Genomic DNA, 26774 nt, shown 5'->3' on the forward strand with positions numbered 1-26774 from the left:
CGCGCCCTTCGGCGCGGCCGCGACGTCCCCGGGCGTCCACCGCCCGTCAGCCCGCGCGTCCGTCAGTCCGCGATCCGGGCCACGAGGACGCAGGCGTCATCCTCGCGGTCGACCTCTCCGAACTCCTCCACCACCATCCGCAGGCAGTCCTGCGCCGACCGCGCCGTCGCGACCCGCGGTGCCAGGGCCAGCAGCCGCTCGGTGCCGCCCGACCGGACCGTGCCGGCGCTGCGGGCGACGAGCCCGTCCGTGTGCAGGATCAGGACGTCGCCGGCCTCCAGCCGCTCCTCGGCCTGCCCGTACGCGGCCCCGGAGGTCGCGCCCAGGAGTACGCCCTCGGGTGCGATCAGGGCGCGGCCGGCGCCGCCGCGGAACAGGAGCGGGGCCGGGTGTCCGGACTGGGCCCAGGAGAGCGTCCGCCGGGCGGGGTCGTACCGGCAGCACACGGCTGACCCGAGCGCGGGCTGCACGGAGGCCTCCAGCAGCTGGTTGAGCCAGCCCATCAACGGGCCCGGCTCGATGCCCGCCATGGCCATCCCGCGCAGGGCGCCCAGCACCATCGCCATGCCGGACGTGGCCGTCACCCCGTGGCCGGTCAGGTCGCCCACGGTCAACAGCTGGCATCCGTCGGCCAGTTCGAGGGCGTCGTACCAGTCACCGCCGACCAGGGCGCTGCTCGCGGACGGCAGGTAGTGCGCGGCCACGTCGAGCGCGTCGGTACGGGTGTGCGGGAACCGCAGGGAGCCGCGCCACGGGGGCAGCACGGCTTCCTGCAGCTCGACCGCCAGCCGGTGCTCGGTCTGCGCGATCTCGCGCCGGCGCTGCAACGAGTCACGGGACTCGCGGACGGCGCGCTGGCTCCGACGCAGCTCGCTCACGTCCCGGAACACGGCCCACATGGAGGCGGTGCAGCCGTCGGAGTCGAGTACGGGCTCGCCCCGCATGTGCAGGGTGCGGACCCGGCCGTCGGCCCGGACGATGCGGAACTCGCCGTCGATGGGCTTGCCGTCGACCAGACAGGCCGTCAGCATCGCGGTCAGCAGCGGCTGGTCCTCGGAGAACAGGACGGAACCCAGTTCGTCGAGGGGGAGCGGACCCGCCTCGGGGGAGCGGCCGAGGAGCTGGAACAGCTCCTCGGACCAGGTGACCTCGTCGGTCAGCAGGTTCCACTCGGCGCTGCCGACTCGGGCCGGGGGGGTGGTCTCGACGTCAGCCTCCGGATCCGCTTCCGGGAACGCGTCGGGGTCAGGAACGGGCGGCAGGCCCTCCTTCAGCTGGTCCAGGTGCTCGCGCAGGTCGTCGAGGTGGTGGACGGCGAGGTCGCACAGCGCACGCTGCCAGCGGCCCTGGGCGTCGTCCTCGTCCACGAGGGTGTCGCGGCGCACGGCGTCCACGTCGCCGCGCAGCCGCCGGGTCTGCGAGATCAGGGCGTCCACCGACCCGGGCTCGGGCGGCTGCGCGGGACGGTCCGCGAAGAGGTGGGACGGCATGGGGACTCCGATACGGGCGCGACGCGGCCAGGTATGAAGGACGGGGCCTACGACGACTGTGGCACAGGCCGCAAGGACCCGTAAGGCGTTTGGCAACATCCGTAAAGGTCTTGCTTCTGGCATATGCCAAGGGCCTCGCGTTCCCGTCTCCTGCCCGTGCGAACGATTCCGGTCACCCTTCCGGTCGCGGTTCCGGTCGCGCTTCCGGTCGGCGACCGCGGACCGCCCCGTCCCCGGCCCCGCCCGCCTCCTCGGAGGGACCCCGGCCGTCACACGACGAGCGGGACCGGGTGGATCTCGTCGAACGGGTGGCCGCTGCGCTCGTGGATCCGCTGGACCGCCTCCGCCGAGGGCGCCTCGGACAGGCAGTACACCGTTCCCGAGCCCGGGTCGGCCCAGGCGCGCTCGAAGTGCACGCGCTCGTCCTTCTCGATCGCCAGGTCGGCGTTGTGGGCGGCCAGCAGCTGCTCCCGCGTGATGCCCTTCATGTCGTGGTGGACGTCCATGAACTTCGCCATCGCCATGCACCTCCGCTCGGTTGCTCTCCTTCCATCGTCCGCCCATGTCCGGAAACCGTCCTGCGGGGGCGGCGCCGATCGAGCGCACGGTCGACATCCGGCCCGCACGGGTGGCGTGACTCGCACGCGGCGGCCCTGCGGCGCCCCAGCGGGGCAACCCCCGAACGAAGGACCCCCTCCCGCGTGCTCTCCGTGCCGTTCCGCTTCCCAGGCCCCCGCACGGCCGCTACCCTACGTGCCGGTAACCAGCCGAAAGCGGTGGGAGGGGTCCGTGCGAACGGGCCGCAGCATGGGCAGCATGGGGGACAGCGACATGACCGGGCAGGGCCGCCGCTCCTTCCTCACCTACCTCGTCACGGCGCCCACCCTCGCCCTCGTCACCCGCGCCGGGCTCGACGTCCTGGCCCCGCAGCCCGCCCGCGCCGTGGTCCCGACCCTGCCCGCCCCGGCCGATCTGGTGGACCTCGGCGACCTGTTCATCCTGGCCGGCGCACCCACGGCCGCCCTGCTCGTGCTCACCGTCGAGGCCGACGGGACGATCCGCTTCCGGCTGCCCCGCGAGGAGGTGGGCCAGGGGCTGACCACGGCCGTCGCCATGCTCGTCGCGGAGGAGCTCGACGCGCCGTTGGCCTCCGTCCGCGTGGAACTCGACGACGCCCGGCCGGAGCTGCTGTTCAACCAGCTCACCGGCAGTTCCAACTCCATCCGCTCGCTCTACGGGCCGGTCCGCCGCACCGCCGCCACCGCCCGGGCCCGCCTCGTGGCCGCCGCGGCCCGCCGCTGGAACCTCCCCGCTTCCTCGCTGACCACCGCCAACGGCACCGTGCGCGCCCCCGACGGCCGCACCGCCGGCTACGGCAGCCTCTCCGCCGCCGCCGCCGACCCGGGCCTGGCCGTCCTCGGCGCGACCCCGAAGGAGACCGGGCAGCACACCCTCGTCGGCCGGCCCACCGGCCGGATCGACGCCCGCGCCATGGTCACCGGTGCCCAGCGCTACACCCTCGACCTCGACGTGCCCGGCGCCAAGCCCTGCGTGGTGCGGCGCCCGCCGACCCTCGGCGGCACCGTCCGCTCCGTCGCCAACCCCGCCACCGTCCGCGCGATGCCCGGCGTCCTCGACGTGGTCACCATCCCGACCGGGGTCGCCGTCGTCGCCGAGACCTTCGGCCAGGCCCTCGACGCCAAGGCCGCCCTCCAGGTCTCCTGGGGCCCCGGCCCCGCCGACCACCTCTCGGACGCCGACGTACGCGCCGAACTGCGCGCCGCCGTCCCGCCGCTGCTGGTGCCGCCGCTGCTCACCCCGTACGTGGACGCCGAGTTCGACTTCGCCTTCGTCAGCCACGCCCCGATGGAGACCAACTGCGCCGTCGCCGACGTGACGGACGACCGCGCCGAGATCTGGTCCGGGCTCAAGTCCCCGATCGTGGCCCGCCAGACCATCGCCGCCGAGCTCGGCCTGCCGGTGGACGACGTCACCGTCCACGTGGTCCAAGCCGGCGGCTCCTTCGGCCGCCGCCTCTTCTTCGACGCCGCCCTGGAGGCCGCCCGCGTATCGAAGGCCTGCCGCCGGCCCGTTCGACTCATGTGGACCCGTGTCGACGACACCCGGCACGGGCGGATGCGTCCCGCCACCCACCACCGCATCCGCGCCACGTACGCACTCGGCGAGATCCTCAGCTTCGAGCACCGGGTCGCCGCAGCCGAGACCGACTTCCGGCACGGCCTCGGCGAGGTCATCACCGCCACCGCCGCCAGCCTCCCGTCGGGCATCGGCAACGCCACCCTGGCGCAGACCCTCTTCCACACCACCGTGAAGTCCCCCTACCACTTCGGGCTCACCACCCAGGCCCTCACCGAGGTGCCCACCGGCATCCCGACCGGATCCTGGCGCTCGGTGTACTCCGCCAACACCCGCGGCGCAGAAGAGATCGTGGTCGACGAACTCGCGGCACGGACCGGACGGGACCCGTACCGGTTCCGCCGCACCTTCCTCAAGACCGGCGCCCAACGCGCCGTCCTCGACAGGGCGGCGACGGAAGGGCAGTGGGGCCGGCCCATGCCCGCGGGCTGCGCCCAGGGCATCGCCTTCCACGAGGAGTACAAGTCCCGTACGGCGTGCCTGGTCGAGGTCGACGCCCGCGACCCGGAACGCGTCCGCGTCACCAAGGCCGTCATAGCGGTCGACGTGGGCCTGCCCGTCAACCCGCGCGGCCTGGAGGCCCAGATGATCGGCGGGCTCACCGACGCCATTTCGACCACCCTCAGGGCCGGACTCCACCTGGACCGGGGACTCCCGTTGGAGGGCAGCTACAGCCAGTTCCACTGGGCCGTGCAGCGCGACACCCCGCGCGACGTACGGGTCCTCGTGATGCCGGCGACCGGGGACGAGCCCGGCGGCGCCGGAGAGCTCGGGGTGCCCGCCGCGGTGGGCGCCATCGCCAACGCCTGGGCCCGGGCCACCGGGAGGACGCCGCGCAGCTTCCCGCTCGACTTCGACGTCGACTTCACCCCCTACCCCCGCTGACCCGGCAGTTCAGGAGCCCCGCCGTGCCCTTGCACACCTTCACCGTCAACGGGCGGAGCGTCACCGTCGACGCGCCCGACGACCTGCCCCTGCTGTGGGTGCTGCGCGACATGCTCGGCGTCCGCGGCCCCAAGTACGGCTGCGGAGTGGACGTCTGCAAGGCCTGCACCAGCCACCTCGACGGACAGGACGTCCGCCCGTGCGTGGTGCCCGTCTCGGCCTGCGCAGGAAGATCGGTGACCACCATCGAAGGACTGGCGAACGGCGACGAGCTGCACCCCGTGCAGCAGGCCTGGTTCGAACAGGACGTCTCCCAGTGCGGGTTCTGCCAGCCCGGCCAGATCATGGCCGCGGTCGCCCTGCTCCGACGGACCCCCTCGCCCACGGACGAGGACATCGACGCCATCGCCAACATCTGCCGCTGCGGCACCTACTTCCGCATCCGGGAGGCCATCCGCAGCGCCGCGGCCCGGATGTGAGCGAGAAGGCCCCGGCGACACCCCCGTCGTTCCCGGGGCCGTCCGCTCGCGGCCAAATCTAGGCGGGCGGTGGCCGGTTCGCAGGGACCACTGCGCACAGTGACCGGGCGAGACCGGTATCACAGCGCACAGCGTGCGACGGATGGTTGAATGCGGCGGCGCGACCCGCACCGAACGGAGCCAGGAGCCCGGCATTGGCCACCCCGCCCGCCCCCACCCCACCGCCCGTGCCGGACCGGACGACCACGGCCGCCGAACCCGCCCGCCCCGGCGTGCGGTCCGAGGACGTCCTCAAGCTGCACCGGCTCGCCCACTCCGCGGGCTCGGCCGCCCTGCTCCAGTGGCTCGCCGCCCGGCTCGGCGGCTGGACCGGCGTACTGGACCCGAGGACGGCCGCCGCGCCCGCCGTGCCCGCGGCGTCCGGACCCGCCCCGGAACCGGCCCGCCGGGGCGCGGCGGAGCTGGCCGCCCGCGGTGTGCGGTCGGCCGTGCTGGACGGCGACGGCTCCGCCGTGCTCCTGTTCGCGCTGGACCGCGGCCGCGTCCTGGCCGCCGAGGTGGACCGGCCGTACGACCCGGCAGCACCCGCCCTGCTCGCCGACGCGGCCGTGCCGCTCGCCCTCGTCCTGCGCGCCGAGGAGGCCGAACGCCGCGCGGAACGGGCCGGTCTCGCCGAGTCCAGGGCCCGCGAAGCCGTCCTGCACCTGCTGATGGCCGGCCGGCTCTCCACCGCCCACCAGGTCGCCGAGACGCTGTCCCCGTCCCTGCCCGACCCGATGCGCATGTACGTCATCGAATCCCGCGCGGAGCAGCGGGCCGAGGTCACCCGCGTGTGCCTGGAGCTGACGGACGGCCGGGCGTGGATCGTGCGCTGCCCCGTGTACGTACGCCACCTGATCGCCTTCGTCCCCACCGGCCCGGCGGACGCCTCCGCCACCGACGACCCACTGGCCGAGGCCCTGGTCGCGGCGGTGCCGGACTGCGTGGTGGGGGTCAGCGGCCGACTGTCGCTGCGGGAGGCGCCGGCCGCGTACGCCCAGGCCTTCCACGCGTTGGCCGTCGCCCGGGGCCGCGCCGGGCGCCACGCCCGCTTCGGCCCCGCCCCCGAACCGGAACTGGCCGCCCACGGGGCCGGGTCCGGCTGGGCCGAGGCCCTCCTCGCGCCGCTGCACGCCTACGAGCCGCGGCGCCCCCAGGACCCGGGCGCGCAGGAGCTGCGGGCCACCGCCCACGCCTGGTTGAACTTCTCCTCGCACGCGACCCGGCTGCTGAAGATCCACCGCAACACCCTGGCGAGCCGGCTGCGCCTGGTCGAGTCCGTCCTCGGCATGGACCTCGCACGGCTCCCCGAGCAGGCGGCGCTCTCGCTGGCCCTGCGGCTCACCCCCGGCGCCGCCGGCCCGTCCCGGGCCCCGGCGCCGGCCCCACCCGGGACCCGGACCGGGGCAGGGGAAGGGGCCGCGGCCGGTCTGGACGCCGTACTGCGCCACCCGCACGTGGTGGCCTGGTCGCGCACCCAGCTGGCGCCGCTGACCGGCCCCGACGCCCCGCCGGGGGCGCTGGAGACCGTACGGGCCTGGCTGCGCAACGACGCCCACCTCGCCGCCACGGCGAGCTCCCTCGGCATCTCGGTGCCCGGCACCCGCAAGAGGCTCGCCCGGATCGAGGGCCTGCTCCAGCGCTCCCTGCTCCAGTCGCCGAGCGCGCGCTTCGACCTGTGGCTGGCCGACCGGGCCGCGGAACTGGCCGCGCTCCCGGGCCCGCCGTCCCGGCCCGCCCCCTGAACCGCCGCACTGCGCCGCGCCCCGGCCCGGGCGGCCGTCCCGGGCGGCCGGGGCCGTTCGGGCGACGCGTTCAGGCGGGGCGGGGGGCCGGACGGGCCGCGCCGGGCTTCGGGGCGGAGGCGGGGTCGCCCGCCGTGCGCTGGAGCACCGCGGCGTGGGCCAGGGCCAGTTCCACCACCTGAGCCGGATCGGACAGGGAGCGCCCGGTGAGGTGCTCCAGGCGGCGGAGCCGGTTGGAGACCGTGTTGCGGTGGCAGTACAACACCCGGCTGGCCTGTGTCGTCGAGCCCTGGCAGGCCAGCCAGGTGCCCAGCGTGGTCAGCAGGACGCGGCAGTCCTCCGCGGGCAGCGCGAGCACCGGCCCGAGCACCACCTGCCGCAGCCGGGCCGCCAGTTCGGCCTGCGAGGCCACGAGCGCCATCGGCAGCCGCTCGTCCAGCAGCGCCGTGCGCGGCCCGGCCGACGCGGGGGCGGTACGCAGCGCGAGCGCGGCGAGCCACCGCGCCCGGGCCAGATCCCCCGGGGCCTCGACGACCGGGCTGACCCCGGCCCGCACCCCGAGCGGGGCCAGCAGGTCCCGTACGGACTCCAGCGGATGGCGCCCCAGCTCCACCAGCCCGGTCTCCCCGTCGGCCCGGATCCGCCACAGCACCCGCGGCCCGGCCGCCGCAGGCTCGGCGCCGCGACCGCCGCAGCTGCCCGAGCCGATCACCACCACCGCGAACCGGCCCCGTTCGGGCAGCCCCAGTTGGGCCGCGGCTTCCGAGGCCGCCGGCCCGTCCGCCGGGCCCCCGCCGTCCAGCAGGGTGTCCAGCAGGGACGCCCGGCGCTCCCGGTCCCGGTCGCAACGCGCGGCCTCCGTGTGGCGGTACGCCTCGGCCACCGCGTCCGTCAGCTGGTCCACCACGTCCCACAGCACCGAGGCGAGTGGCAGCAGCCGGGGGAGCGCGGCCGGGTCGTGCGCGGTCACCGCCTCCGTCAGGGTGTGCCACAGCAGTCGGCCGCCCCGCCGGTAGGTGCGCAGCAGCGAGGCGAGCGGCAGGCCCTGTTCGGCGCGGAGCGTGCCGGTGGCCCGGGCGTCGCCGAGCTCCACCGGCAGCCCGCGCGCGCTGCGGACCAGCCCCTCGACGGACTGAGCGAGGTTGTGGTGGATCCGCTCGCGCAGTTCGGTCCGACCGAGCAGGGCCGCGTACGCGGGGTCCTCGGCCAGCGTCCGGTCGGCGAGCCGGTCCGCCGTCACGGCGATCCGGCGGGACAGTTCCTCTCGAATCTCCTCGATGATCCGCTCCATGGGGGGCAGAGTGACACGTGAGGGGCACTGGTGGGGAGGGCCGGGATCCGTCGTGTCCGCTAGCGTGTCCGAATCACTGCGAGTGGAGTGCCCACTCCGCAGCGTTCAGCACACCCACACACCCGCACACCGTCAGGAACCGCCCATGCGCCACAATCCCGAGCGCCGCACCGCGTTGCTCGACGCCGCCATCGAAGTCCTGGCGCGCGAGGGCTCGCGCGGCCTGACCCTGCGGGCGGTCGATGCCGAGGCGGGCGTGCCGACCGGGACCGCCTCGAACTACTTCGCCAACCGGGCCCAGCTGCTCGTGCAGATCCTGCACCGCACCCGGGAACGGATCGCACCCGATCCGGCGGAGCTGCCCGTACCGCTGGACACCAAGGTGCTGCTCATGCTGCTGCTGGAGCGGATGCGGCGCGAGCGCAGCGTGCACATCGCCATGCTGGAGCTGCGGTTGGAGGGCATCCGGCGCCCCGAGCTCCAGGCGGAGGTGGCCGCGTTCCAGGGAGCGGAGCTGGAGGCGAACATCGCCTGGCACCTGGAGGCGGGCCTGCCCGGAGACCGGCAGGGCGTGCTGCTGCTCTACCTCGCGATGCTGGGCCTGATCGTGGAGGACCTGACCGTGCCGACGATGCTGGAGGCCTACCCGGTGGCCGGCATTCTCGACTCGATGGTCGAGCGACTCCTCCCGGAATCCCCCGCACAGTGACTATTGTGCCGGTCGGGGGAGTGCCGGCACGATGCGCGGAGGAACGACCGTGGACATGACCGGGGACCATGGCGGCGCCATACGGTGGCTCGCCGACTGGGACGGCTGGTACGCCGGCCTCACCTTCGCCCGGGGCATCGGCCCCGAGGAGCTCGCCCGTCGCCTCGGCGCGCTGCCCGGCGTCCGGCCGGGGCCACTGGGCGCCGCCGACGCCTGGACCATGGTCGCCGAGACCGTGGACGGCGACGGCGTGGCCCGGGTCGGCCGGTGGGGCGGCTGGTCCTTCGCCGTCGAGCACGGCCTGCCGGCGGGCGCCGACCGGCTGGCCGAGGTATCCCGCTGCGGGGCGGAGGCCGTCCACCTCGACCCCCAGCCCGACCATCCGCCCAAGCTGTTCTCGTACGCCCGTGACGGCGAGCTGGTCTGCTGCTTCGGCCTCGGCGAGGAGGTCTGGCGCGGGGGCCACCGGCCCGACTACCTGCTCCCGGACCTCGTGGCCGCCGGCATCCTCACCGCTGACGGGGGCTTCCACGCCCAGCGCGAGGAGGAGCCCTGTGCCGAGCGGGACCGCCGCACCCTCGCGGTCCTGGAGCTCCGCTTCGGCCTGTCCCTACCGCGCCGCCTGATCGAGGACGCTCCGCTCCCCGCTTTCGTGACCTGTACGCAGTGACCGCGGCGGCGGGCGGCGGGCGGCGGCCGCCGGGCGGCGGGGCGCGGGGCGTGGGGTCACCCGGACGGGCCATGTCCGTTCGCGTCGGCCGCTCGAATCCGGAGCCGGCGGAACGGCCGTCCCGCCCCTACCGGCCGGCCGTGATCCGCAATCCTGATCAGAAGTCGACGGGTTCCGGCCAAGGTGTCGCGTTGTTCTGTGCATGTTCCCGCGGAAAATGCCAGATGGCCCTTCCGGGCTGCTGAACTTGAGTAGGTTCCCTCCTGTCGCGCCGTACGACGTGCACCTCGCACATCCGGTCGGGAGGGGAGCCCGCGTGCCCGGGATCGACGAATGCCTGCTCGAAGCCATGGCCCTGCCTGGCGCACGCGGGGCCGCGCTGGTCGACTGGAGCAGCGGACTGGCCCTCGGCACCGCCGGGGAGTCGCCCGTCGGCGACCACGAGACCACCGCCGCCGAGACGGCGGAGCTGGCCCGGGCGGCCGCCGAGTACGAGTCCTTCGCGCAGCCCGGCCCGGCGGCGGTGGCCCCGGTGGCCGCCGCCGTCGGCGCCGACGGCCCGCCCGTCGAGGACGTCATCGTCACCACCCGGAGCGGATACCACGTGCTCCGCTTCGTCGAGACCAGCTTCGACAGCAGCGTCTTCCTCCACCTCTGGCTCGACCGCACAGAGGGCAACTTAGCCCTCGCCCGCCACAGACTCAGGGCGCTCGCGGAGGAGCTGGTGCTCAGATGACCGCCTTCGCAACCGCCGCCGTCTCCCCGCTCCTCACCCGACTCGCCGCCGAGCGCGCCACCGGCGCCCTGCTCCGCGACCGCGGCACCCTCTTCCTGGAGGACGGCCGCGTCGTCCACGCCGAGAGCCCGGCCACCCCGGGCCTGGACGTCCTGCTCACCACCGGCGGGGGCCTCGCCCCCGAGCGCTGGCGGGAGGCCGTCGACCGGGCCGGGGCCCACGGCCAGGTCGCCCGCTTCCTCGTGGACAGCGGGGGCCTCGCCGGGGGCGAACTGGAGATCTGCCACCTCGCCGCGATCTTCGACGCCGCCTTCTTCGCGCTCTCCCCGGGCAGCGGGCCCTCCCGGTTCCGCCGCGGGGCCACCCACTGGATCGGCTCCGTCCGCTCCGTCCCGGCCGCCGCGGTCGAGCGCGAGACCCAGCGTCGGCGGGAGCTCCTCGACGCGGTCTGGCCCTACCCGCAGCTGGACACCGCCCCCGTGGTGCCCCGTGCGGCGGCCCCCGGCCAGACCGTCACCGCCCGCCAGCGGCTCCTGCTGGCCCACGCGGACGGCGTCCGGACCCCCGCGGACCTGGCCTGGGTCCTGGGCCGGCCCGCCTTCCACACCCTGCTCGACGTGCGGCGCCTCGCGGCCGCGGGACTCGTGGACACCCCGCACCCGCCGGCCCCGGTGCCCGTCGTGACGACCCTGCCCGACTGGATGACCCAGACCCAATCCCCGGACGTGGCGCTGCTCCGCCGGTTACGCGACGCACTGGAGGCAAGCCTGTGAGGCTCCCGCTGCGACCGGCACTGCGCGCCGAGCGCCTCGACCGCTCCGAGCGGAGGCAGCCCGAAAGGAGAGCCGACATGAGCACGGCGATGGTGCCCGCGGAGGCCGAAGCCGAAATACTCGCCGAGCTCCGCCGGCTCCGAGCCCGCGTCCCCCAGCTGAGCGGCGCGCTCGCCGGAAGCTCCGACGGGCTCGTCCTCGCCCAGGACAGCGCCGCCACCGAGGTCGAGGCCGTCGCCGCCCTGACGGCGGCCGCCCTCGGAGTGGCCCAGCGGCTCAGCGACAGCACCGGCCAGGGCGGATTCCGCGAGCTGCTCGTCCGTGGCGAGCACGGATACGTGGCCACGTACGCGGCCGGCGACGCCGCCGTCCTCACCCTGATCGCGGAGCCCCGCGTCAACGTGGGCCGGCTCCACCTGGAGGCCCGGCGCTCCAGCCTGCGCATAGCCGAGCTGATCGACCACACCCTCGGGCGCCGCGGACCCGCACGGCCGGCCCTGCCGCCGCCCCCGCCCCTGCCGCCGTCCGCCTGACAGCCGGAGCAACAGGAACCGCCGAACCGCGAACCGCACGCTCCTCGCGTGCACCACCCGTACACCCGTACACCCGTACACCCGTACACAAGGAAGGAAACGGATCATGGCCAGTGTGGAGACCGCACTCAAGGAAGCCACCACCGTCATCGACGGAGCCCTGGGCGCCGCCCTCGTCGACTACGACAGCGGCATGGCCCTCGGCACCATCGGCGGCGGCAAGGAGCTCGACCTCAGCGTCGCCGCGGCGGGCAACACCGACGTGGTGCGCGCCAAGGTCCGCACCATGGACATGCTCGGACTCAAGGAGGAGATCGAGGACATCCTGATCACCCTCGGCAGCCAGTACCACCTGATCAGGCTGCTGAAGGGACGCGGGAGCAAGGGCTTCTTCCTGTACCTCGCGCTCGACCGCGGTCGCGCCAACCTGGCCATGGCCCGGCACCAGCTCAAGAAGATCGAGAGTGAGCTCGAAGTCTGAGCGAACGTTCGGTCGAACACCGACGCCGAGGTGGCGGGCGGCTGAAATCTTTGCCGTCCGTCCCGGCAGAGGGCGGCATATGTCCAGGATGGGGCGACTTTATCATCCCGTAACCGAGTAGGATGCTCTCAACCTCTGATCATCCAAAGAGTTTGATTCGCTGGAGAACCCGTCACCCATGCCCCCGCGCCTGAGCATCGTCGTCCCCGTCTACAACGTCGAGCTCTATCTCGACGAGTGCCTGGAGTCCATCGCCGCCCAGACGTTCGCCGACTTCGAGTGCATCCTGGTCGACGACGGTTCCACGGACAACAGTGCCGCCATCGCCAAGGCCTTCGCCGCGCGGGACAAGCGGTTCCGGGTCGTCATGCAGGAGAACGCCGGCCTCGGCGCGGCCCGCAACGTGGGTGCCCGGCACCTCACGGAGGGCACCGAGTACCTGGCCTTCGTCGACAGCGACGACACCATGCCCGACTACGCGTACGAGCGCCTGATCGCCGCCCTCGACGAGACCGGCTCCGACTTCGCCGGCGGCAACGTCAAGCGCTTCCGCTCCGTCGGCATGCAGCAGTCCTGGGGCCACCGGGCCGCCTTCGCCAAGACCCAGCTGAAGACCCACATCTCCAAGTTCCCGGCGCTCGTCACCGACCGCACCGCCTGGAACAAGGTGTACCGGCGCAGCTTCTGGGACGAGCACGGCTTCCAGTACCCCGAGGGCATCCTCTACGAGGACGCCCCGGTCAGCATTCCGGCGCACTACTTCGCCTCCAGCGTCGACATCCTCAGCGAATGCGTCTACCACTGGCGCGTCCGCGAGACCGGCGAGCGCTCCATCACCCAGCGCTCCACCGACCCGGTCTCGGTCATCGACCGCGTCACCTCCGTCCGCCTGGTCCGCGAGGCCCTCAAGGCCAAGGAGGGCGCCAAGTACGTCCGCTACCTGCGTGACTACGACCACAACGTGCTGAGCGAGGAACTCCCGCTCATCTACAAGTACGTAGGCGAGGGCGGCCCCGAGTTCCGCGCCGCGTTCGTCGAGCACGTCGGCGGCCTCATCAAGGAGATCGGCCCCGAGCCCTGGCCGAACCTCACCGTCGCCGACCGTCTCAAGGCGTACCTGGCCGCCGAGGGCCGCGTCGAGGACTTCATCGCCCTCACGCACCACCAGCGCGACTACTCCTACAGCGTCCCGGCCAAGGGCCTGGCGCGTCCGCAGGCCGACTACCCGTTCCTGCACGGCCGCCCGCCGGTCCCGGCCAAGCTCCTCACCCTCGGTGCGCGCGAGCTGCGCGTCGTCAGCCGCCTGGAGCAGGCCGTCTGGAAGGAGGGCAAGCTGCTGCTGCGCGGCTACGCCATCCCGGGCCACCTCGGTGCCGAGAGCCGTCTCGCCTCCCGCAAGGTGCTGGTCTTCCGCGAGGGCGGCAAGCGCCGCCGCACCGTGGTCAACACCCGCACGGTCGCCTCCCCGATGGCCACCGTGAACACCCCGCACCTGGCCCTGCGGCACGCCGACTGGGCCGGCTTCACCGCCGTCGTCGACCCGACCGTCTTCCAGTCCGGCGGCACCTGGCGCGACGGCATATGGACCACCTCCGTCGCCGTCACCGGCGCCGGCGGCCTGCACCGGGCCCGCCTCAAGGGCGGCGAGTCCGACAGCGGCCAGAACCCGCCCGCCCACTGGGTGACCCCGGACGTCCGGATCGTGCCGAACGTCCAGGGCGCACTGACCGTCCAGGTCGAGGTCGTCCGGGCCCGTGCCCTCGACGTCCGCCCCGCCGGTGACGACGCCGTCGAGATCGCCGGCGAGCTCGCCGCCGAGCTCGGGGGCTCCGGCGCGGCCCTGCGCGCCGAGCACGTCTCCACCGGCACCGTCCTCACCCTCCCCCTGGAGACCGCCGCGGCCACCGGCTCCGGCCGGGTCCCGTTCACCGTGCGCGTGCCGCTGGCCGACCTGGCCGCCGTACCGGACGGTGAGGTCGCGCCCGGCGAGTGGGCCCCCGAGCCGTGGAGCCTGACCGTCACCGGCATCGACGGCAAGGGCCACCGCCTCGTGCACGACGAGCGCGGCGGCTTCTCCGGCCTGGTCCTCCCGCTGCCCGGCGGCGACACCGACCGCACCGTCTTCGCCAAGCGCGGCAACACCGGTCACCTGACCCTGTCCGTGCAGCCCTCGCCGCCGCTGGTCGACGAGGTCTCCGCCCAGGACGGCGCCTTCACCCTGCGCGGCCGCTTCACCGCGCCCGTCGACGAGCCGTACGAGCTGGTCTTCCACGACGCGAGCGGCACCGAGTTCAGCTACCCCGTCACCCGTGACGGCGACCGGTTCGAGGCCGTCTTCGAGCCCGTCCTGCCCGAGTCCTACGCCGGCCGCACCACCCTGCCCAAGGGCCGCTGGTGGCCGACGCTGCGCCCGGTCTCCCAGGCCGGCACCACCGCGGGCCTGCTCGGCGTCGACCGCGGCGCCCCGGTCCAGTTCGCGCCCGCCGCCCACCGGGCCGGCCCCGTCGGCCTCACCGTGCTGGGTCGCCGGATGCGGATCGAGGCCCGCTTCTACGACCGGATGGCGCTGGTCGCGGACCCGCTGGTCACCCCGCACGACCGCTCCCGGTACGCCCAGCGCGTCCTGCGCGACGAGACGTACCCGGCGCGCCGCGCCCTGCCCCTCAAGGACGTCGTCGTCTACGACACCTTCATGGGCAAGGGGGCCGGCGACGCGCCGCGCGCCATCCACGAGGAGCTGGTGCGCCGCGGCGAGAAGCTGGAGCACATCTGGCTGGTCCACGACGGCCGTGCTGAGGTCCCCCCGACCGCCCGCGCCGTGGAGTACGACAGCGTCGAGGCCTGGGATGCCCTGGCCCGCGCCCGCTACTACGTCGTCAACGACAGCGTGGCGCGCCGATTCCAGCGCCGCCCCGGCCAGGTCGTCGTCCAGACCTGGCACGGAACGCCGATCAAGGAGATCGGCCACGACTTCATCCACGACTACTACACCAGCCCGGAGGTCCTGGACGGCCTGGAGCACGACAGCGCCCAGTGGACGCTGCTCGCCTCCCCGAGCTCGTACGCCACCCCGATCCTCAAGCGCGCCCTCGGCTACAAGGGCGAGGTCATCGAGTCCGGCAGCCCGCGCACCGACGCGCTCGTCCGGCCCGACGCCGAGCGGATCGCCGAGGTCAAGCGGCGGCTCGGCCTGCCCGAAGGCAAAAAGGTCGTCCTGTACATGCCGACCTGGCGGGAGAACCGCGAGGGCTTCTCCGGCGGCTACAAGCTCGACCTGCAGATCGACCTGGACGCGGCCCGCCGGGAGCTCGGCGAAGACCACGTCCTGCTGGTCCGCGGCCACCACCACGTCACCGAACAGGTCCGCTACCAGGGCCCGGAGGGCTTCGTCTACGACGTGTCCCGCTGGCCGGACGCGACGGACCTGCTCCTCATCGCCGACGTGCTGGTCTCGGACTACTCCTCCGTGCTGTTCGACTTCGCGCTCACGGACCGGCCGATCCTGCTCTTCACGTACGACTTCCAGCACTACCGGAGCACGCTGCGCGGCCTCAACTTCGACCTGGAGGAGAAGGCGCCCGGCCCGATGCTGGCGGACTCGGGGAGCCTGATCGAGGCCGTGCGCAACGCCGACGCGCTGGGCGAGGAGTACAAGGAGGCGCGGGCCGCGTTCCGCGCGGAGTTCTGCGACCTGGACGACGGCCACGCCGCCGAGCGCGTCGTCGACCGGATGCTGGAGAAGGGCTCGGCCCCGGAGGCCTGAGCCGAAGGAGTGCATTCCAGGCGCTGACGACACCGCCCCGGGCCCACCGATGAATTTCGGGCCCGGGGCGGGTCTGTAGTGGGAGAAGAGCGGTGCTGCACGCACCGTCCGCACGCCCACCCCGCCCGGAGGCAGTCATGAGCAGCAACGGCTTCACCACGTGTCTGTGGTTCGACGGCGACGCGGAGGCCGCCGCCGACTACTACCTGTCCGTGTTCAAGGACGGCAAGCGCGGCCGGACCGGCCGCTACACCGAGGCGGGACCCGGCCCGGCCGGCGAAGTGATGATCGTGGAGTTCGAGATCAACGGCCAGAAGTTCGTCGGACTCAACGGCGGGCCGGAGTTCACCTTCTCGGAGGCGATCTCCTTCCAGATCCACTGCGCGGACGAGGCGGAGGCGGACTACTACTACGACGCGCTGACCACGGGAGGCGGCGAGGAATCCGCCTGCGGCTGGGTCAAGGACAGGTTCGGGGTGTCCTGGCAGGTCGTCCCGCCCGGCGCCGTCGACCTGGTGACCGATCCGGACCCGGCGCGGGCCGCCCGGGCCACCGCCGCGATGATGAAGATGAAGAAGCTCGACGTGCGCCGGGCCGCCGACGCCGCTTGACCGTCAGGCGGGCCGCTTGACCGTCCGGCGCCGCACCGCGCCGCGCCGTCCGGGCCGTCCGCCCGGGCTCAGCCCGCGATCCGGGCCAGCAGTGCCGGCAGGGCCGTACCGATCGGCTCGCGGATCACCTCGTCGGCGAGGGGATCGTACGGGGTCTCCTCCGCGTTCACGATGATCAGGCGCGCCCCTGCCCCGGCGGCCATCCCGGCCAGCGAGGCGGCGGGCTGCACCTGGAGGGTGGACCCGACGGCGATGAACACGTGGCAGCCCTTGGCGATGGCCACCGCCTGCGCCAGCACTTCCGGATCGAGGTGCTGGCCGAACATCACCGTCGCCGCCTTGAGGATCCCGCCGCAGCGCAGACAGGACGGGTCCGGCTCGCCCGCGGCTACCCGGTCCAGCGCCTCCTCCATCCCCGACCGGACGCCGCAGGCCGTGCAGACCACCTCCCGGGCGGTGCCGTGGAGCTCCAGCACCTTCCGTGCAGGCACCCCGGCCAGCTGGTGCAGCCCGTCCACGTTCTGGGTGATCACCCGCACCGGGGTGCCGCTGCGCTCCAGCTCGGCGACGGCCAGGTGCGCCGCGTTCGGCCCGGCCGCGAGAGCGCCGATCTCCGCCCGCATCCGCCATGAACGGCGCCGGACCTCCGGATCCGCCATGTAGTACTCGTACGTCACGAGCTTCTCGGCATCGGGCTCCCGGCGCCACAAACCCTGCGGCCCCCGATAGTCGGGAATACCGGAGTCCGTGGACATCCCGGCCCCACTGAACACTGCGACAAGAGGCTTACCCATGCCCCGACCCTACGGATCACCGGGACCGGACCGCGACCGCATTACCCGTAGGCGACGCCCCCCGACCCGGCAGGCCGACCGGCGGCGCAGCACCCTGCGGTGAATCCCACCGTCCACAGGAGTGAGATCCGGCGCCCGCCCCTGCCCGCGCCGCGGTCCGCCGGTTACACATCCGGCATGAAACTCATGCCGTACGGTGTCGGCGCCGCGCTGCTCAGCCTGCTCGTGCTGCCGGCCCCGTCCCCGCCCGCCGCCGCTGCCGACCCGGCCCCGGCGCACGCCCGCTACCGGCACACCGCCGCCGACATCAGCCGCTTCCTCACCGCGTTCTACGGAAACCACGGCCCCTCCGACCACGACCGGTCCCAGCGGGTCTCGCAGCACCTCAAGGACAGACAGGCACTGAGCCGGGGCCTCGACATACTGCTCTGCGCCCAGAAGGAACCCCGGGGCATCGCCGTCGGCCCGGTGACCGTCGCGCAGTCGGCCAACGTCGGCTGGGCCACCGTCACCACCCACTGGGACACCGGCAGCCCCGACACCTTCACGGCGTACGTACGCCTCGACTCCCATCCGATCACGCTCGACGACGTCATCTGCGCGGGCTGACCGCCGGCGCGGGGTCGGCCGCGCCACCCGTAGGCTGGCCGCATGCCGACCACCGTCCTGTACTGCTCCGATCCGCTGAACGAGCGCCGGGTCGACGCCCACTTCGCACCGGAGGCCCGGCAGCTCCGCGCCGACGGCGCCGCCGTCCACCTCATCGACCACGACGCGCTGACGGCCGGTGACGCCGAGCGCGCCGTGGCCCGCGTCCCGGCAGGGGCGGGCCCGCTCTGGTACCGCGGCTGGATGGTCCCCGCCGGCCGGTACGCGGAGCTCGACACGGCACTGCGCCGGCGCGGCGCGCAGCTGATCACCGACCCGTCCCGCTACCGGCGCGCCCACGAACTCCCGGGCTGGTACGCGACGTTCGCGGGACTCACCCCGGCCAGCCGCTGGCTCCCCGTCGACCCGGGTCGGGCCCCGGACCCGGCGCGGCTCGTGGCGCTGGCCGCCGGCCTGCCGGCCGGGGCCGCCGTGGTCAAGGACTACGTGAAGTCCCGCAAGCACGAGTGGGAGGAGGCCTGCCACATCCCCGACCTCGCCGACCCGGCCGCCCTGCACCGCGTGGTGGGCCGGTTCGTCGAACTCCAGGGCGAGTTCCTCGCCGGCGGCGTGGTGCTGCGCGCCTTCGAGCCGTTCCGCGTGCCCGGGCCGGGCACGGACGGGGCACCCGGTGAGCTCCGCGTGTGGTGGCGGGACGGCGCCCCGCGGCTGATCACCCCGCACCCCGACAGCCCGGCGGACGCCTTCGGCGCGCCGGGCGCGGGCCGGGACGGCGTGGCACCCGGCCTGCCGGACCTCGAACCGGTGCGCGCCGCCGTCGAGGCGCTGGACTGCCCCTTCGTCACGACCGACCTCGCGCTGCGCGAGGACGGCGTCTGGCGGGTCGTCGAAGTGGGTGACGCACAGGTGAGCGATGTCCACCGGGCCGTCGATCCGACCTCCTTCGCCGCCGTGTTGACGGCCGCCCGGCGCTCCTGACGGCGCCTGGCGCATCTGGTACAACACGGCACATGACGGGATTCGAGATCACCGGCGCGAGCGCCGCCGACATGGAACTGATGCGTACCTGGGCCGATGCGGAGGGCTGGAACCCGGGCGACTCCGACCGGTTCGCCTTCGCGGTCGCCGATCCGGGCGGCTTCCTCATCGGCCGCGTCGACGGCGAACCGGCGGCCTGCATCTCCGCCGTGCGGTACGGGGCCGGCTTCGGGTTCATCGGCTTCTACATCGCGAACCCGTCGTTCCGCGGCCGGGGGTACGGGATCCGGCTCTGGCACGCCGGGATGGACCGGCTCGCCGGGCGGCTCGTCGGCCTGGACGGGGTCGTCGAACAGCAGGACAACTACCGGAAGTCCGGGTTCCGCCCCGCCTGGAACAACGTCCGCCACGAGGGCCGGCCGCAGCCCGGGGACGCGTTCCGCGACGCGGGCCGGGGGGCCGGTGCCTTCGAGGTGGTCGACGCGGCCGGGCTGCCCTTCGGCCTGCTCGCCGCGTACGACCGCCGGTTCTTCCCGGAGGCCCGTGACTCCTTCCTGTCCGCCTGGACCGCGCTGCCGGGCCGGACCGCCCTCGCCGCCGTCCGCGACGGCCGGATCGAGGGCCTCGGCGTGGTCCGGCCGTGCAGCGGGGCCTCCCGGATCGGCCCGCTGTACGCGGCCAGCTCGCAGGTCGCCGCCGCCCTGCTGCACCGGCTCGCCGAGCACACCCCGGACGGGGTGGTCGCCGTGGACGTGCCGGACGCGAACCCGGCCGCGACGGAGCTGCTGGCCGGCCTCGGCCTGGTCCCCGTCTTCGAGGCCGCCCGCATGTACACGGGGCCGGCACCGGACATCGAACTGTCGGGGCTGTACGGGGTGACGAGTCTCGAACTCGGCTGACAGGACAGGGCAGTCGGCCCAGTGTGCGCGGGGCCGGGCCGCCGCTGTTCCGGGGGAACGCCATGTCGCTGTTGCTGCTGCTCGCCGCTCCGGGCCTCAGCGTGCTCGGCTGGATCAACGCCAGCGACGGGGTGATCAACCCGCGGGCCGTGCGCTTCGTCGCCCTGCTGGAGAAGGTCCACGGGGACTTCAGCGAGGCGGAACGACTGCTGCGCGCGCCGATCGAGCTGGCTGACGTGGAGGCCAGGGGGGAGCCGGGGCGGTTCGTCGACCAGCGGGACGGGCTGGAGGCCGCCGAGCCGTGGTTCAGGCTTGCCGGCCGGGCCGGGCACCGCTTCGCCGAGCGGATGCTCCGGCCCGGTCGCGGGTTCAACACGACGGCAGCAACCCGCTGTGACCCGGGCGGCGGTCGCACGGCGCCGCCCGGGGCGTCCGGTCAGAAGTCGAACAGGGTGCCGCTGCTGTGCCGCATGGCGCACGGGTTGGCGAAGGTGTACGAGTAGCTGATCCGGCGGCCCTGCCAGACCCCGTCGGCAGTGACCGTCATCGGGTTCCACTCCCTCGTGCAGTCGACGTTGGGCAGGGGTTCTGCGAGCGCGTCCAGCCGGTCGGCGTGCGCGCGCAGTTCGGCACACGCGGTGGCCGGGGACGGGTGGGTGCCGCGCGGCGCGGGCGAGCAGGACAGGGTGACCGCCCGCAGTGCCGTGCCGTACCCGGGGTCCTCCCCGGCGGTGACGGCGAGGACGAGGGCGGAGGGGGCGTACACGCTCTCGGTGCCGGTCGGCGCGGCGTCGGCGGTTCCGGGCCAAGCCAACGCGGTGAGCGCGGTGAGCGCCATGGCGGCGGAACCGAGGCCGAGACTCCGTGCGATGGACCGCATTGCGAACTCCTTGGGGTGGGCGCTTCGGATAGCGGACAGGAGTCTTGCCGACCCGGGCGCTGAACGCCCGTTCGCACCGTGATTTCACGTCACCGATCGTGAGCGAATGCATGCAGTCCGCAGCCGTGCGGCGCCGCTGACCTGTGCGGGAGCAGGCCCCCGAAACGGCCGAACACGCACGCTGAAACCTTTGCCCGAGGGGTCTGGCCGGCGGCTTTACGCGGTGTTCACAAACCTGCGCCGGCGCGCGGGGCGTACAGGTCGAGCAGCCGGGTCCGGGTCTGCTGCAGGCGCATCGCGAGGACCCGCCCGACCCAGTGCCCGATGGCGGAGCCGAAAGCCGGGTCGGCGTCCATGAGCATCCGCACGGAGGTCGCGTCGAACTCGTACGCGCGTACCGGGGTCATCGCCTCCGCGCTGAGCTGCCAGACGTACGGCGGGAACAGCCAGGACCAGCCGACCAACTCTCCGGGGCCGAGGTTCTCGACGGGGGCCGGCCGCAGCCGACCGGACACGGGGATCTGCAGGGTCACCGTGCCGGAGCGCACGATCCAGAACGACTCGGACGGGGTGCCCTCGTCGAAGATCCGCGCGCCCTCGGGAAAGTTGACCTCGCGCGCGTTGGACATCAGCCTGCCGCGGTGTTCGGTGGAGAGCACTGCGGCGATTCGGATGGGGGATGGTGTGCTCACGACGGCCTCCGATCAGGGCCCCCCGCTAACCCCAGTGTGGCCGACGCCCGAGCGGATGCGTCAGGTGGCGGCGCCACTGTTTGCCGTCATTCCTCGGCACCGGCCTCCAGGCAGGCCAGCTCCATCGCGTCGAGGACCGCCTCGTGGCTGCGCCGGCTCAGCTCGGCCACGTTCTCGATCTGCGCCGTGGCCCAGGACGCCAGCGTCATCACCAGCACGCGCAGCCCGTCCGTGCCGTACTCGGCGAGGACGTCATCGGCCACGGCCATCGCGTCCTCGGGGACCCGCTCCGGGGGCTCCAGCCCGGCCAGGCCCCGCAGCATGACCAGGGTCCGCCGGGAGATCTCCGGGGTCATCCTCGCCAGCCGCAGGTCTTCTTCCTCGTCCATCGGCTCCGCCGCCCTCCCTCGTCCTGGCCCTCGCCCTGTCCCTCAGGGGCACGGTAGAGGGCCCGGGCCGCGCGTGGGCGGGTTTCGGACGCGCAGCTCCGCGGAAAGTGGCCGCCGCGCGGGTTCCCCGACTGCTGACCGGCCGGTAGCTTGTCCGCCGCAGTCGCCCGGACCGGGTGGCCCGACCCGGCAGGAGCCCGATGAAGAGCCTTGTGCGCCCCCTGCTCAGCGCCCTCCTGGTGCTGGCGTCGGCCCTGCCGGCGGTGGCCGCCCCGACAGCGGCGGCCGCCGCTCCGGCGTCCCCGGCCTCGGAGCCGGACCGGGCCACGGCGCTCGACCGGGCCGCGGCGCTCGACCGGGCCGCGGAGGAGAGCCGGGCCGCGCAGGGGGCCCGGGCAGCGGACCCCGGCGCGGCGCAGGCCCCGGCCGAGAGCTGGACGCCGCCGCTGTCCACCCGGGGCCGCTGGATCGTCGACGCGCACGGCAACCGCTTCCGCCTGCGCTCCGGCAACTGGGACGGCGCCCAAGGCTCCTGGACGGGCTCCGGCGACCGCAACGACCCCGACCAGCACCACGCCGGCCAGAACGCGCACGGCATTCCGCTGGGCCTGGACCGGGTGCCCCTGCCCACCCTGCTCGCGGACTTCCGTGCCCTCGGCCTCAACAGCATCCGGCTACCGTTCTCCAACGAGATGCTCCGCACGACCGGACCCGTCCCCGACGCGGCCGTCGCCGCCAACCCGGACCTGCGCGGGCGGACCCCGCTCCAGGTGTTCGACGCCGTCGTCGACGCGCTCACCGACGCCGGCTTCGCGGTCATCCTCAACAACCACACCGTCACCACCCGCTGGTGCTGCGGCCTCGACGGCAACGAGCGCTGGAACAGCGGCCGCACCACCGCCCAGTGGGCCGACGACTGGGTGTTCCTGGCCCGCCGCTACCGCGACAACCCGCGCGTGGTCGGCGCCGACCTCTACAACGAGGTCCGCCGCGACACCTTCGACGACCCCAACTGGGGCCTCGGCGACACCCACGACTGGCACGCCGCCGCCCAGGAGGCCGGCGACCGGATCCTCACCGAGGCCAACCCGAACCTGCTCATCGTGGTCGAGGGCATCAACTGGACCGGCATCCCCGTGAACGGCTTCCCGCACGGCCGCCCCACCCTCACCCCCGTCCGCACCCTCTCCCACACCCTCGTCGTCTCCCACAAGCTCGTCTACTCGGCCCACTTCTACGGCTACACCGGCCCCCGGCACAGCGGCGCCACCGGCCTGGGCGAGACCAGTGACCCGCGCTACCAGGACCTGAGTTCCGCAGAGTTGGAGCAGGCCGTGTACGAGCAGGCCCTCTACGTCTCCGCCGAGACCGGCACGCACTTCACCGCGCCCGTCTGGATCAGCGAGTTCGGCACCGGTGCCGACGAGACGGGCGAGCGCCCCCGCGCCTGGTTCCCCCGTCTCACCGGACTGCTGGCAGCCGCCGACGCGGACTTCGCGTACTGGCCGCTGGTCGGCTGGAGCACCACCGCCCAGGGCACCCCGGGCGGCGACACCTGGGCGATCCTCCGCTATGACGCCGCGGGCCGCCGCTCCGGCGTGCTCGACGCGGCCGACTGGCGCACCGGGCCGTGGAACGCCCTCGCCACTGCCGCCGGACGCACCGGAACCGTGCCCCCCGCTCCGGGCTGGCACCAGCTGACCACCGACCACCGCGACCACAACGCCTCCCTGCTGACCCGGGCCGGCGGCGACTGGGACAGCGGCGCCCGCAAGGCGGTCTGCCCCGACGGCTCCCGCCTGGCCGGCCTGTCCCACACCGGCGGCCGCGGCCTGTGCACCGACTCGGACCTACGCGCCCCGGCCGGCACGTCGCACACCGTGGTCCGCGACGAGTTCCATGTCCCGGCGGGCGGGGACTGGGCGACCGGCTACACCAAGTTCCAGTGCCCCGCCGGGCAGTTCCTGATCGGCTACAGCCTGCGCGGCCAGCGGGTGTCGGCGGCGCTGTGCGCACCGGCCCGCACCGCACTCCCGGCCGGCGGGGGCCGCACGCTGTGGTTCGACCGCGGCGACGACCGCCCGGCGGCCGGCCCCGGCGGCGATTACGCGTACGGCCACTACAAGGGCCAGTGCCGACCCTCGGAGTACGCGGCGGGCATCGCCTTCACCACCCGCCTCGCCTCCCGCCCGTCCCCGGCGGCCCTGCTCTGCCGTCCCCTGCCCACCCCCTGACCCGGCCGGCCCAGCCGTCGCGGCCGAGCAATTTGGCATCCAATACGCCAAGTGCGGTGAACGGACCGGCGAATCGGCCTAGGGTGCGCCCGTACGCACGGCCGGGGCGGGGCGGCACCCGGTTCCGGCCGCCACCGCACCGCGCACACCGATCGGGTGCACACCGAACTGGGGGCCTCATGCGCAGAACCAGAGGGCTGGCGGGCGCGCTCGCCCTGTCCCTGGCCGGGACCGCCGCGGGGGTCGGTCTCGGCCTCCTCCCGCAGGCGGCGGCCGTCACCCCACCCGTGGCCTTCACCGCCGACGCGCTGCCGACCTGGCAGCCCGACGGCGTCGTCTGGGCGCTCGCCGAAGCCGGCGGGACCGTCTTCGCCGGCGGCACCTTCTCCGCCGTACGGCCGCCCGCGGGCGGAGCGGGCGCCGAGCAGTCCGCCGTGAACTTCGTCGCGCTCGACGCGGCGACCGGCGCCCCGACCTCCTGCAAGCTGTCCTTCACCATCGGCTCGGGCACCGCCACCGTCCGCGCCCTCGCCGTCTCGCCGGACAAGAGGACCCTGTACGCGGGCGGCTACTTCGGGGCGGTCAACGGCACGCCCGTGTCCAGCCTCGCCGCCGTCGACGTGTCCACCTGCACGGTCAAGCCGTCCTTCCGCCCCGCCTTCGCGGCGACCGTACGGGCCCTGGCCGTCACCGGCGACACGGTGTACGCCGGCGGCGACTTCCTGACCGTCGCCGGACAGCCGCGCGAGCGGTTCGCCGCCGTCGCCGCGTCCGACGGCGCGTTGAAGCCCTTCAGGGCCGACGCGGACGAGCCGGGCCGGGCCGTCGAGGTCACCCCGGACGGCCGGAACGTCGTCCTCGGCGGCGACTTCTTCACCGTCAACGGCGCGAACAGCCACGCCCTGGCCGTCGTCGACGCCGCGAGCGGCGCACTCACGAAGGCGTACCCGAACTTCATCGAGACCAACTCCGTCGTCAAGGACATCGCGGCCGACGCGACCGGCTTCTACACCGCCAACGAGGGCACCGGCGGCGGCGTCTTCGACGGCCGGATCGCGCTGAACCTGTCCGACTACGGCCAGCGCTGGCGCGACACCTGCCTCGGCGCCACCCAGGCCGTGCTCCCGTACCAGAGCGTGCTCTACAGCGCCTCGCACGCCCACGACTGCTCCGGCGTCGGCGAGTTCCCCGACGGGCAGCGCCACCACCTGCTCGCCCAGCCGACCACCGGCACCGGCAAGCTGGGTTGGGCCCCCGACACCAACGACGGCATCGGCGAGGGCATCGGCCCGCGCGTGATGGCGGTCGGTTCCGGGGGCGGCGTCCCGTACCTGTGGGTCGGCGGCGAGTTCACCACGGTCAACGGGGCCGCACAGCAGAGCCTGACCCGATTCGCCTCGACCGGGGACACCGGCGCGCCGACCACCCCCCTCGCGAGCGCGGCGAGCTTCCGGCCCGGCGAGGTGCAGGTGCGCTGGCGCACCAGCCTCGACCTGGACGACAGCACCCTCACCTACCGGATCCACCGCAACGGCGCGGCCACCCCGATCGCCACCGTCACCGCCGACTCGCTCTTCTTCACACGTCCGCAGGCGTCCTGGACCGACACCACGGTCACGCCCGGCCAGACGTACGCGTACCGGGTCAGCGCCACCGACGCGGCCGGCAACACCAGCGCCCTGTCGGCGACCGCGACCGTGACGGTGCCGCACTCGGCCGACGCGTACGCGGACCGCGTCCGTTCGGACGGCGCCCAGCTGTACTGGCGCTACGACGACACCGTCCTGCCGTACGCCGCCGATTCCTCGGCCGGCGGCAACCAGAACGGCGTGCACCTGGGCGCCCCGTCCCTGCGCCGGACCCCGGCGGCGGTCTCGGGCGCGAGCACGGCCATCGGCTTCAACGGCACCGACACCCGCGTCTACGGGGACCGGCGCCAGACCATCGGCAGCAGCTATTCGGTGGAGACCTGGTTCAAGACCGGCACCACCAGGGGCGGCAAGCTCGTCGGCTTCGGCAACAACCAGGCCCGCGGCAGCTACCAGTACGACAAGCACGTCTACATGACCAATGACGGGCGCCTCGTCTACGGCGTCTACACCGGCGCCACCCGCACCATCACCACCACCGGCACCTACAACGACGACAAGTGGCACCACGTCGTCGCCACCCAGGGCCCCGGCGGCATGACCCTGTACGTCGACGGGGTGCAGCGGGGCACGCTCGCCGTCACCGCGCACGAGAACTACTCCGGGTACTGGCACGCCGGCGGCGACAGCCTCGGCGGCTGGCCCAACCGTCCCACCAGCGAGTTCTGGGCCGGCCAGCTCGACGAGACCGCCGTCTACGGCAGCGTGCTCAGCCCGGCGCAGGTCCAGAACCACTACGCCCTGGCCTCCGCCCCCGCCGACACCGTCGTCCGGGTCACCGCCGCCGAGGACACGTACGCGAACGCCGGCGCCCCGGACACCAATTACGGCACCTCCGGATCGCTCGCCGTGCGCGGCACCCCGCTCTACCAGAGCCACCTGCGGTTCGACCTGCCCGCCGCGCCCGCGGGCACGGCCTTGAAGTCGGCCGTGCTCTCCGTGAAGACCAGCACCATGAGTGGAGCGGGGACGGCCGACACCGTGTCGGTCGTGCCCGTCACCGGCGCGTGGACCGAGACCGGGACCACGTACAACAGCCGGCCCGCGCTCGGCGGCCCCGCCATCGGCAGCTACCCGGGCGTCCCCGACGGCTCCGCGGTGCACACCACCGCGCTGTCCACGGCGGCCGTCGGGGCCGCACTGGGCACCGGCTACGACCTCGCCCTGACCGGCTCCGGCACGGACGCGCTGTGGCTGTGGTCCTCCGAGGCCCCGGCCAACGAGGGGACGCCGCAGCTCACGCTGACCTTCGGCGCACCGTAACGGCGCACGCCGCCGCAGGAGTACG

24 protein-coding genes are annotated in these 26774 nt (G+C 74.0%); 17 read left to right on the forward strand and 7 right to left on the reverse strand.

Annotation, left to right across the window (positions count from 1 at the left end; all coding sequences use genetic code 11):
- Positions 1 to 62: 62 nt before the first annotated feature.
- On the reverse strand, positions 63 to 1490 hold the full coding sequence (locus ACFV7Q_RS02620; RefSeq protein WP_385422790.1) for a PP2C family protein-serine/threonine phosphatase: 1428 nt from the start codon (positions 1488 to 1490) through the stop codon (positions 63 to 65).
- 269 nt (positions 1491 to 1759) lie between these two features.
- Complete coding sequence (locus tag ACFV7Q_RS02625) at positions 1760 to 2008, reverse strand: SCO4226 family nickel-binding protein (RefSeq protein ID WP_385422792.1); 249 nt, start codon at positions 2006 to 2008, stop codon at positions 1760 to 1762.
- Positions 2009 to 2306: 298 nt separating this feature from the next.
- On the opposite strand from ACFV7Q_RS02625, the gene ACFV7Q_RS02630 reads away from it, so the two are divergent.
- The 3 genes from ACFV7Q_RS02630 to ACFV7Q_RS02640 all read left to right on the forward strand — a co-directional run bounded on the left by ACFV7Q_RS02630 (position 2307) and on the right by ACFV7Q_RS02640 (position 6795).
- The gene (locus tag ACFV7Q_RS02630) at positions 2307 to 4532 is read left to right on the forward strand and encodes a molybdopterin cofactor-binding domain-containing protein (protein WP_385422794.1); all 2226 of its coding nucleotides are present in this window, start codon (positions 2307 to 2309) and stop codon (positions 4530 to 4532) included.
- Between the two features lie 23 nt (positions 4533 to 4555).
- Positions 4556 to 5011, forward strand: coding sequence for a (2Fe-2S)-binding protein (locus ACFV7Q_RS02635; RefSeq protein WP_385422796.1), 456 nt, complete (start codon positions 4556 to 4558; stop codon positions 5009 to 5011).
- A gap of 194 nt (positions 5012 to 5205) precedes the next feature.
- A complete protein-coding gene (locus tag ACFV7Q_RS02640; RefSeq protein ID WP_385422798.1) occupies positions 5206 to 6795 on the forward strand; it encodes a helix-turn-helix domain-containing protein in 1590 nt (529 codons plus the stop codon).
- A gap of 70 nt (positions 6796 to 6865) precedes the next feature.
- Here the strand turns inward: ACFV7Q_RS02640 and ACFV7Q_RS02645 are convergent, their stop codons facing one another.
- On the reverse strand, positions 6866 to 8086 hold the full coding sequence (locus ACFV7Q_RS02645) for a PucR family transcriptional regulator (RefSeq protein WP_385422800.1): 1221 nt from the start codon (positions 8084 to 8086) through the stop codon (positions 6866 to 6868).
- Between the two features lie 145 nt (positions 8087 to 8231).
- Here ACFV7Q_RS02645 and ACFV7Q_RS02650 point away from each other — a divergent pair, with 145 nt between their 5' ends.
- From ACFV7Q_RS02650 to ACFV7Q_RS02685, 8 genes are all read left to right on the forward strand, one after another.
- Entirely contained in the window at positions 8232 to 8795 is a 564-nt protein-coding gene (locus ACFV7Q_RS02650; RefSeq protein WP_385422802.1) for a TetR/AcrR family transcriptional regulator, read from the forward strand.
- A 55-nt stretch (positions 8796 to 8850) separates the two neighbouring features.
- A complete protein-coding gene (locus ACFV7Q_RS02655) occupies positions 8851 to 9465 on the forward strand; it encodes a DUF6461 domain-containing protein (protein ID WP_385422804.1) in 615 nt (204 codons plus the stop codon).
- A gap of 316 nt (positions 9466 to 9781) precedes the next feature.
- Positions 9782 to 10201 (forward strand): hypothetical protein, encoded by a 420-nt coding sequence (locus tag ACFV7Q_RS02660; RefSeq protein WP_385422806.1) that lies wholly within the window; start codon positions 9782 to 9784, stop codon positions 10199 to 10201.
- A complete protein-coding gene (locus tag ACFV7Q_RS02665; RefSeq protein ID WP_385422808.1) occupies positions 10198 to 10974 on the forward strand; it encodes a transcriptional regulator in 777 nt (258 codons plus the stop codon). Before ACFV7Q_RS02660 ends, ACFV7Q_RS02665 begins: the two co-directional genes overlap by 4 nt.
- A 77-nt stretch (positions 10975 to 11051) precedes the next feature.
- Positions 11052 to 11507 (forward strand): roadblock/LC7 domain-containing protein, encoded by a 456-nt coding sequence (locus ACFV7Q_RS02670; RefSeq protein WP_385422810.1) that lies wholly within the window; start codon positions 11052 to 11054, stop codon positions 11505 to 11507.
- 106 nt (positions 11508 to 11613) lie between these two features.
- Positions 11614 to 11988 carry a hypothetical protein gene (locus tag ACFV7Q_RS02675; RefSeq protein ID WP_385422812.1) on the forward strand — a complete coding sequence of 125 codons (375 nt, stop codon included), beginning with the start codon at positions 11614 to 11616 and terminating at the stop codon, positions 11986 to 11988.
- A 178-nt stretch (positions 11989 to 12166) separates the two neighbouring features.
- Positions 12167 to 15751, forward strand: coding sequence for a CDP-glycerol glycerophosphotransferase family protein (locus ACFV7Q_RS02680; protein ID WP_385422814.1), 3585 nt, complete (start codon positions 12167 to 12169; stop codon positions 15749 to 15751).
- Positions 15752 to 15888: 137 nt separating this feature from the next.
- Complete coding sequence (locus ACFV7Q_RS02685; protein ID WP_385422816.1) at positions 15889 to 16362, forward strand: VOC family protein; 474 nt, start codon at positions 15889 to 15891, stop codon at positions 16360 to 16362.
- Positions 16363 to 16430: 68 nt separating this feature from the next.
- Here ACFV7Q_RS02685 and ACFV7Q_RS02690 read toward each other — a convergent pair whose 3' ends face one another.
- On the reverse strand, positions 16431 to 17156 hold the full coding sequence (locus ACFV7Q_RS02690) for an NAD-dependent deacetylase (RefSeq protein WP_385422818.1): 726 nt from the start codon (positions 17154 to 17156) through the stop codon (positions 16431 to 16433).
- 177 nt (positions 17157 to 17333) lie between these two features.
- Between ACFV7Q_RS02690 and ACFV7Q_RS02695 the strand changes: the two genes are divergently transcribed.
- The 4 genes from ACFV7Q_RS02695 to ACFV7Q_RS02710 all read left to right on the forward strand — a co-directional run bounded on the left by ACFV7Q_RS02695 (position 17334) and on the right by ACFV7Q_RS02710 (position 20145).
- Complete coding sequence (locus tag ACFV7Q_RS02695) at positions 17334 to 17765, forward strand: hypothetical protein (RefSeq protein WP_385422820.1); 432 nt, start codon at positions 17334 to 17336, stop codon at positions 17763 to 17765.
- A 42-nt stretch (positions 17766 to 17807) separates the two neighbouring features.
- Positions 17808 to 18743 (forward strand): ATP-grasp domain-containing protein, encoded by a 936-nt coding sequence (locus tag ACFV7Q_RS02700; RefSeq protein ID WP_385422822.1) that lies wholly within the window; start codon positions 17808 to 17810, stop codon positions 18741 to 18743.
- Between the two features lie 32 nt (positions 18744 to 18775).
- Positions 18776 to 19642, forward strand: coding sequence for a GNAT family N-acetyltransferase (locus tag ACFV7Q_RS02705; protein ID WP_385422824.1), 867 nt, complete (start codon positions 18776 to 18778; stop codon positions 19640 to 19642).
- A 62-nt stretch (positions 19643 to 19704) separates the two neighbouring features.
- Entirely contained in the window at positions 19705 to 20145 is a 441-nt protein-coding gene (locus tag ACFV7Q_RS02710) for a hypothetical protein (protein WP_385422826.1), read from the forward strand.
- On the opposite strand, the gene ACFV7Q_RS02715 is transcribed toward ACFV7Q_RS02710, so the two are convergent.
- From ACFV7Q_RS02715 to ACFV7Q_RS02725, 3 genes are all read right to left on the reverse strand, one after another.
- Positions 20079 to 20522 carry an SSI family serine proteinase inhibitor gene (locus ACFV7Q_RS02715; RefSeq protein ID WP_385422828.1) on the reverse strand — a complete coding sequence of 148 codons (444 nt, stop codon included), beginning with the start codon at positions 20520 to 20522 and terminating at the stop codon, positions 20079 to 20081. The genes ACFV7Q_RS02710 and ACFV7Q_RS02715 overlap by 67 nt on opposite strands.
- A 227-nt stretch (positions 20523 to 20749) precedes the next feature.
- Positions 20750 to 21214, reverse strand: coding sequence for a Crp/Fnr family transcriptional regulator (locus ACFV7Q_RS02720; RefSeq protein WP_385422830.1), 465 nt, complete (start codon positions 21212 to 21214; stop codon positions 20750 to 20752).
- 86 nt (positions 21215 to 21300) lie between these two features.
- Complete coding sequence (locus ACFV7Q_RS02725) at positions 21301 to 21603, reverse strand: hypothetical protein (protein ID WP_385422832.1); 303 nt, start codon at positions 21601 to 21603, stop codon at positions 21301 to 21303.
- 200 nt (positions 21604 to 21803) lie between these two features.
- Here ACFV7Q_RS02725 and ACFV7Q_RS02730 point away from each other — a divergent pair, with 200 nt between their 5' ends.
- The gene (locus ACFV7Q_RS02730) at positions 21804 to 23837 is read left to right on the forward strand and encodes a glycoside hydrolase family 5 protein (protein WP_385422834.1); all 2034 of its coding nucleotides are present in this window, start codon (positions 21804 to 21806) and stop codon (positions 23835 to 23837) included.
- A gap of 179 nt (positions 23838 to 24016) precedes the next feature.
- The gene (locus ACFV7Q_RS02735) at positions 24017 to 26749 is read left to right on the forward strand and encodes a DNRLRE domain-containing protein (RefSeq protein ID WP_385422836.1); all 2733 of its coding nucleotides are present in this window, start codon (positions 24017 to 24019) and stop codon (positions 26747 to 26749) included.
- Positions 26750 to 26774 lie beyond the last annotated feature (25 nt).

Origin of the sequence: Streptomyces sp. NPDC059851, from assembly GCF_042732005.1 — a bacterium.
Lineage (GTDB): Bacteria > Actinomycetota > Actinomycetes > Streptomycetales > Streptomycetaceae > Streptomyces.

Excerpts from the sequence above, each read along its gene's own strand:
- ACFV7Q_RS02725 (WP_385422832.1), bottom strand. The coding sequence starts at position 21,603 with ATGGACGAGGAAGAAGACCTGCGGCTGGCGAGGATGACCCCGGAGATC.
- ACFV7Q_RS02675 (WP_385422812.1), top strand. The coding sequence starts at position 11,614 with ATGGCCAGTGTGGAGACCGCACTCAAGGAAGCCACCACCGTCATCGAC.
- ACFV7Q_RS02690 (WP_385422818.1), bottom strand. The coding sequence starts at position 17,156 with ATGGGTAAGCCTCTTGTCGCAGTGTTCAGTGGGGCCGGGATGTCCACG.
- ACFV7Q_RS02730 (WP_385422834.1), top strand. The coding sequence starts at position 21,804 with ATGAAGAGCCTTGTGCGCCCCCTGCTCAGCGCCCTCCTGGTGCTGGCG.
- ACFV7Q_RS02630 (WP_385422794.1), top strand. The coding sequence starts at position 2,307 with ATGGGGGACAGCGACATGACCGGGCAGGGCCGCCGCTCCTTCCTCACC.
- ACFV7Q_RS02655 (WP_385422804.1), top strand. The coding sequence starts at position 8,851 with ATGACCGGGGACCATGGCGGCGCCATACGGTGGCTCGCCGACTGGGAC.
- ACFV7Q_RS02625 (WP_385422792.1), bottom strand. The coding sequence starts at position 2,008 with ATGGCGAAGTTCATGGACGTCCACCACGACATGAAGGGCATCACGCGG.
- ACFV7Q_RS02670 (WP_385422810.1), top strand. The coding sequence starts at position 11,052 with ATGAGCACGGCGATGGTGCCCGCGGAGGCCGAAGCCGAAATACTCGCC.
- ACFV7Q_RS02710 (WP_385422826.1), top strand. The coding sequence starts at position 19,705 with ATGTCGCTGTTGCTGCTGCTCGCCGCTCCGGGCCTCAGCGTGCTCGGC.
- ACFV7Q_RS02645 (WP_385422800.1), bottom strand. The coding sequence starts at position 8,086 with ATGGAGCGGATCATCGAGGAGATTCGAGAGGAACTGTCCCGCCGGATC.
- ACFV7Q_RS02665 (WP_385422808.1), top strand. The coding sequence starts at position 10,198 with ATGACCGCCTTCGCAACCGCCGCCGTCTCCCCGCTCCTCACCCGACTC.
- ACFV7Q_RS02735 (WP_385422836.1), top strand. The coding sequence starts at position 24,017 with ATGCGCAGAACCAGAGGGCTGGCGGGCGCGCTCGCCCTGTCCCTGGCC.
- ACFV7Q_RS02685 (WP_385422816.1), top strand. The coding sequence starts at position 15,889 with ATGAGCAGCAACGGCTTCACCACGTGTCTGTGGTTCGACGGCGACGCG.
- ACFV7Q_RS02680 (WP_385422814.1), top strand. The coding sequence starts at position 12,167 with ATGCCCCCGCGCCTGAGCATCGTCGTCCCCGTCTACAACGTCGAGCTC.
- ACFV7Q_RS02695 (WP_385422820.1), top strand. The coding sequence starts at position 17,334 with ATGAAACTCATGCCGTACGGTGTCGGCGCCGCGCTGCTCAGCCTGCTC.
- ACFV7Q_RS02650 (WP_385422802.1), top strand. The coding sequence starts at position 8,232 with ATGCGCCACAATCCCGAGCGCCGCACCGCGTTGCTCGACGCCGCCATC.
- ACFV7Q_RS02715 (WP_385422828.1), bottom strand. The coding sequence starts at position 20,522 with ATGCGGTCCATCGCACGGAGTCTCGGCCTCGGTTCCGCCGCCATGGCG.
- ACFV7Q_RS02705 (WP_385422824.1), top strand. The coding sequence starts at position 18,776 with ATGACGGGATTCGAGATCACCGGCGCGAGCGCCGCCGACATGGAACTG.
- ACFV7Q_RS02620 (WP_385422790.1), bottom strand. The coding sequence starts at position 1,490 with ATGCCGTCCCACCTCTTCGCGGACCGTCCCGCGCAGCCGCCCGAGCCC.
- ACFV7Q_RS02700 (WP_385422822.1), top strand. The coding sequence starts at position 17,808 with ATGCCGACCACCGTCCTGTACTGCTCCGATCCGCTGAACGAGCGCCGG.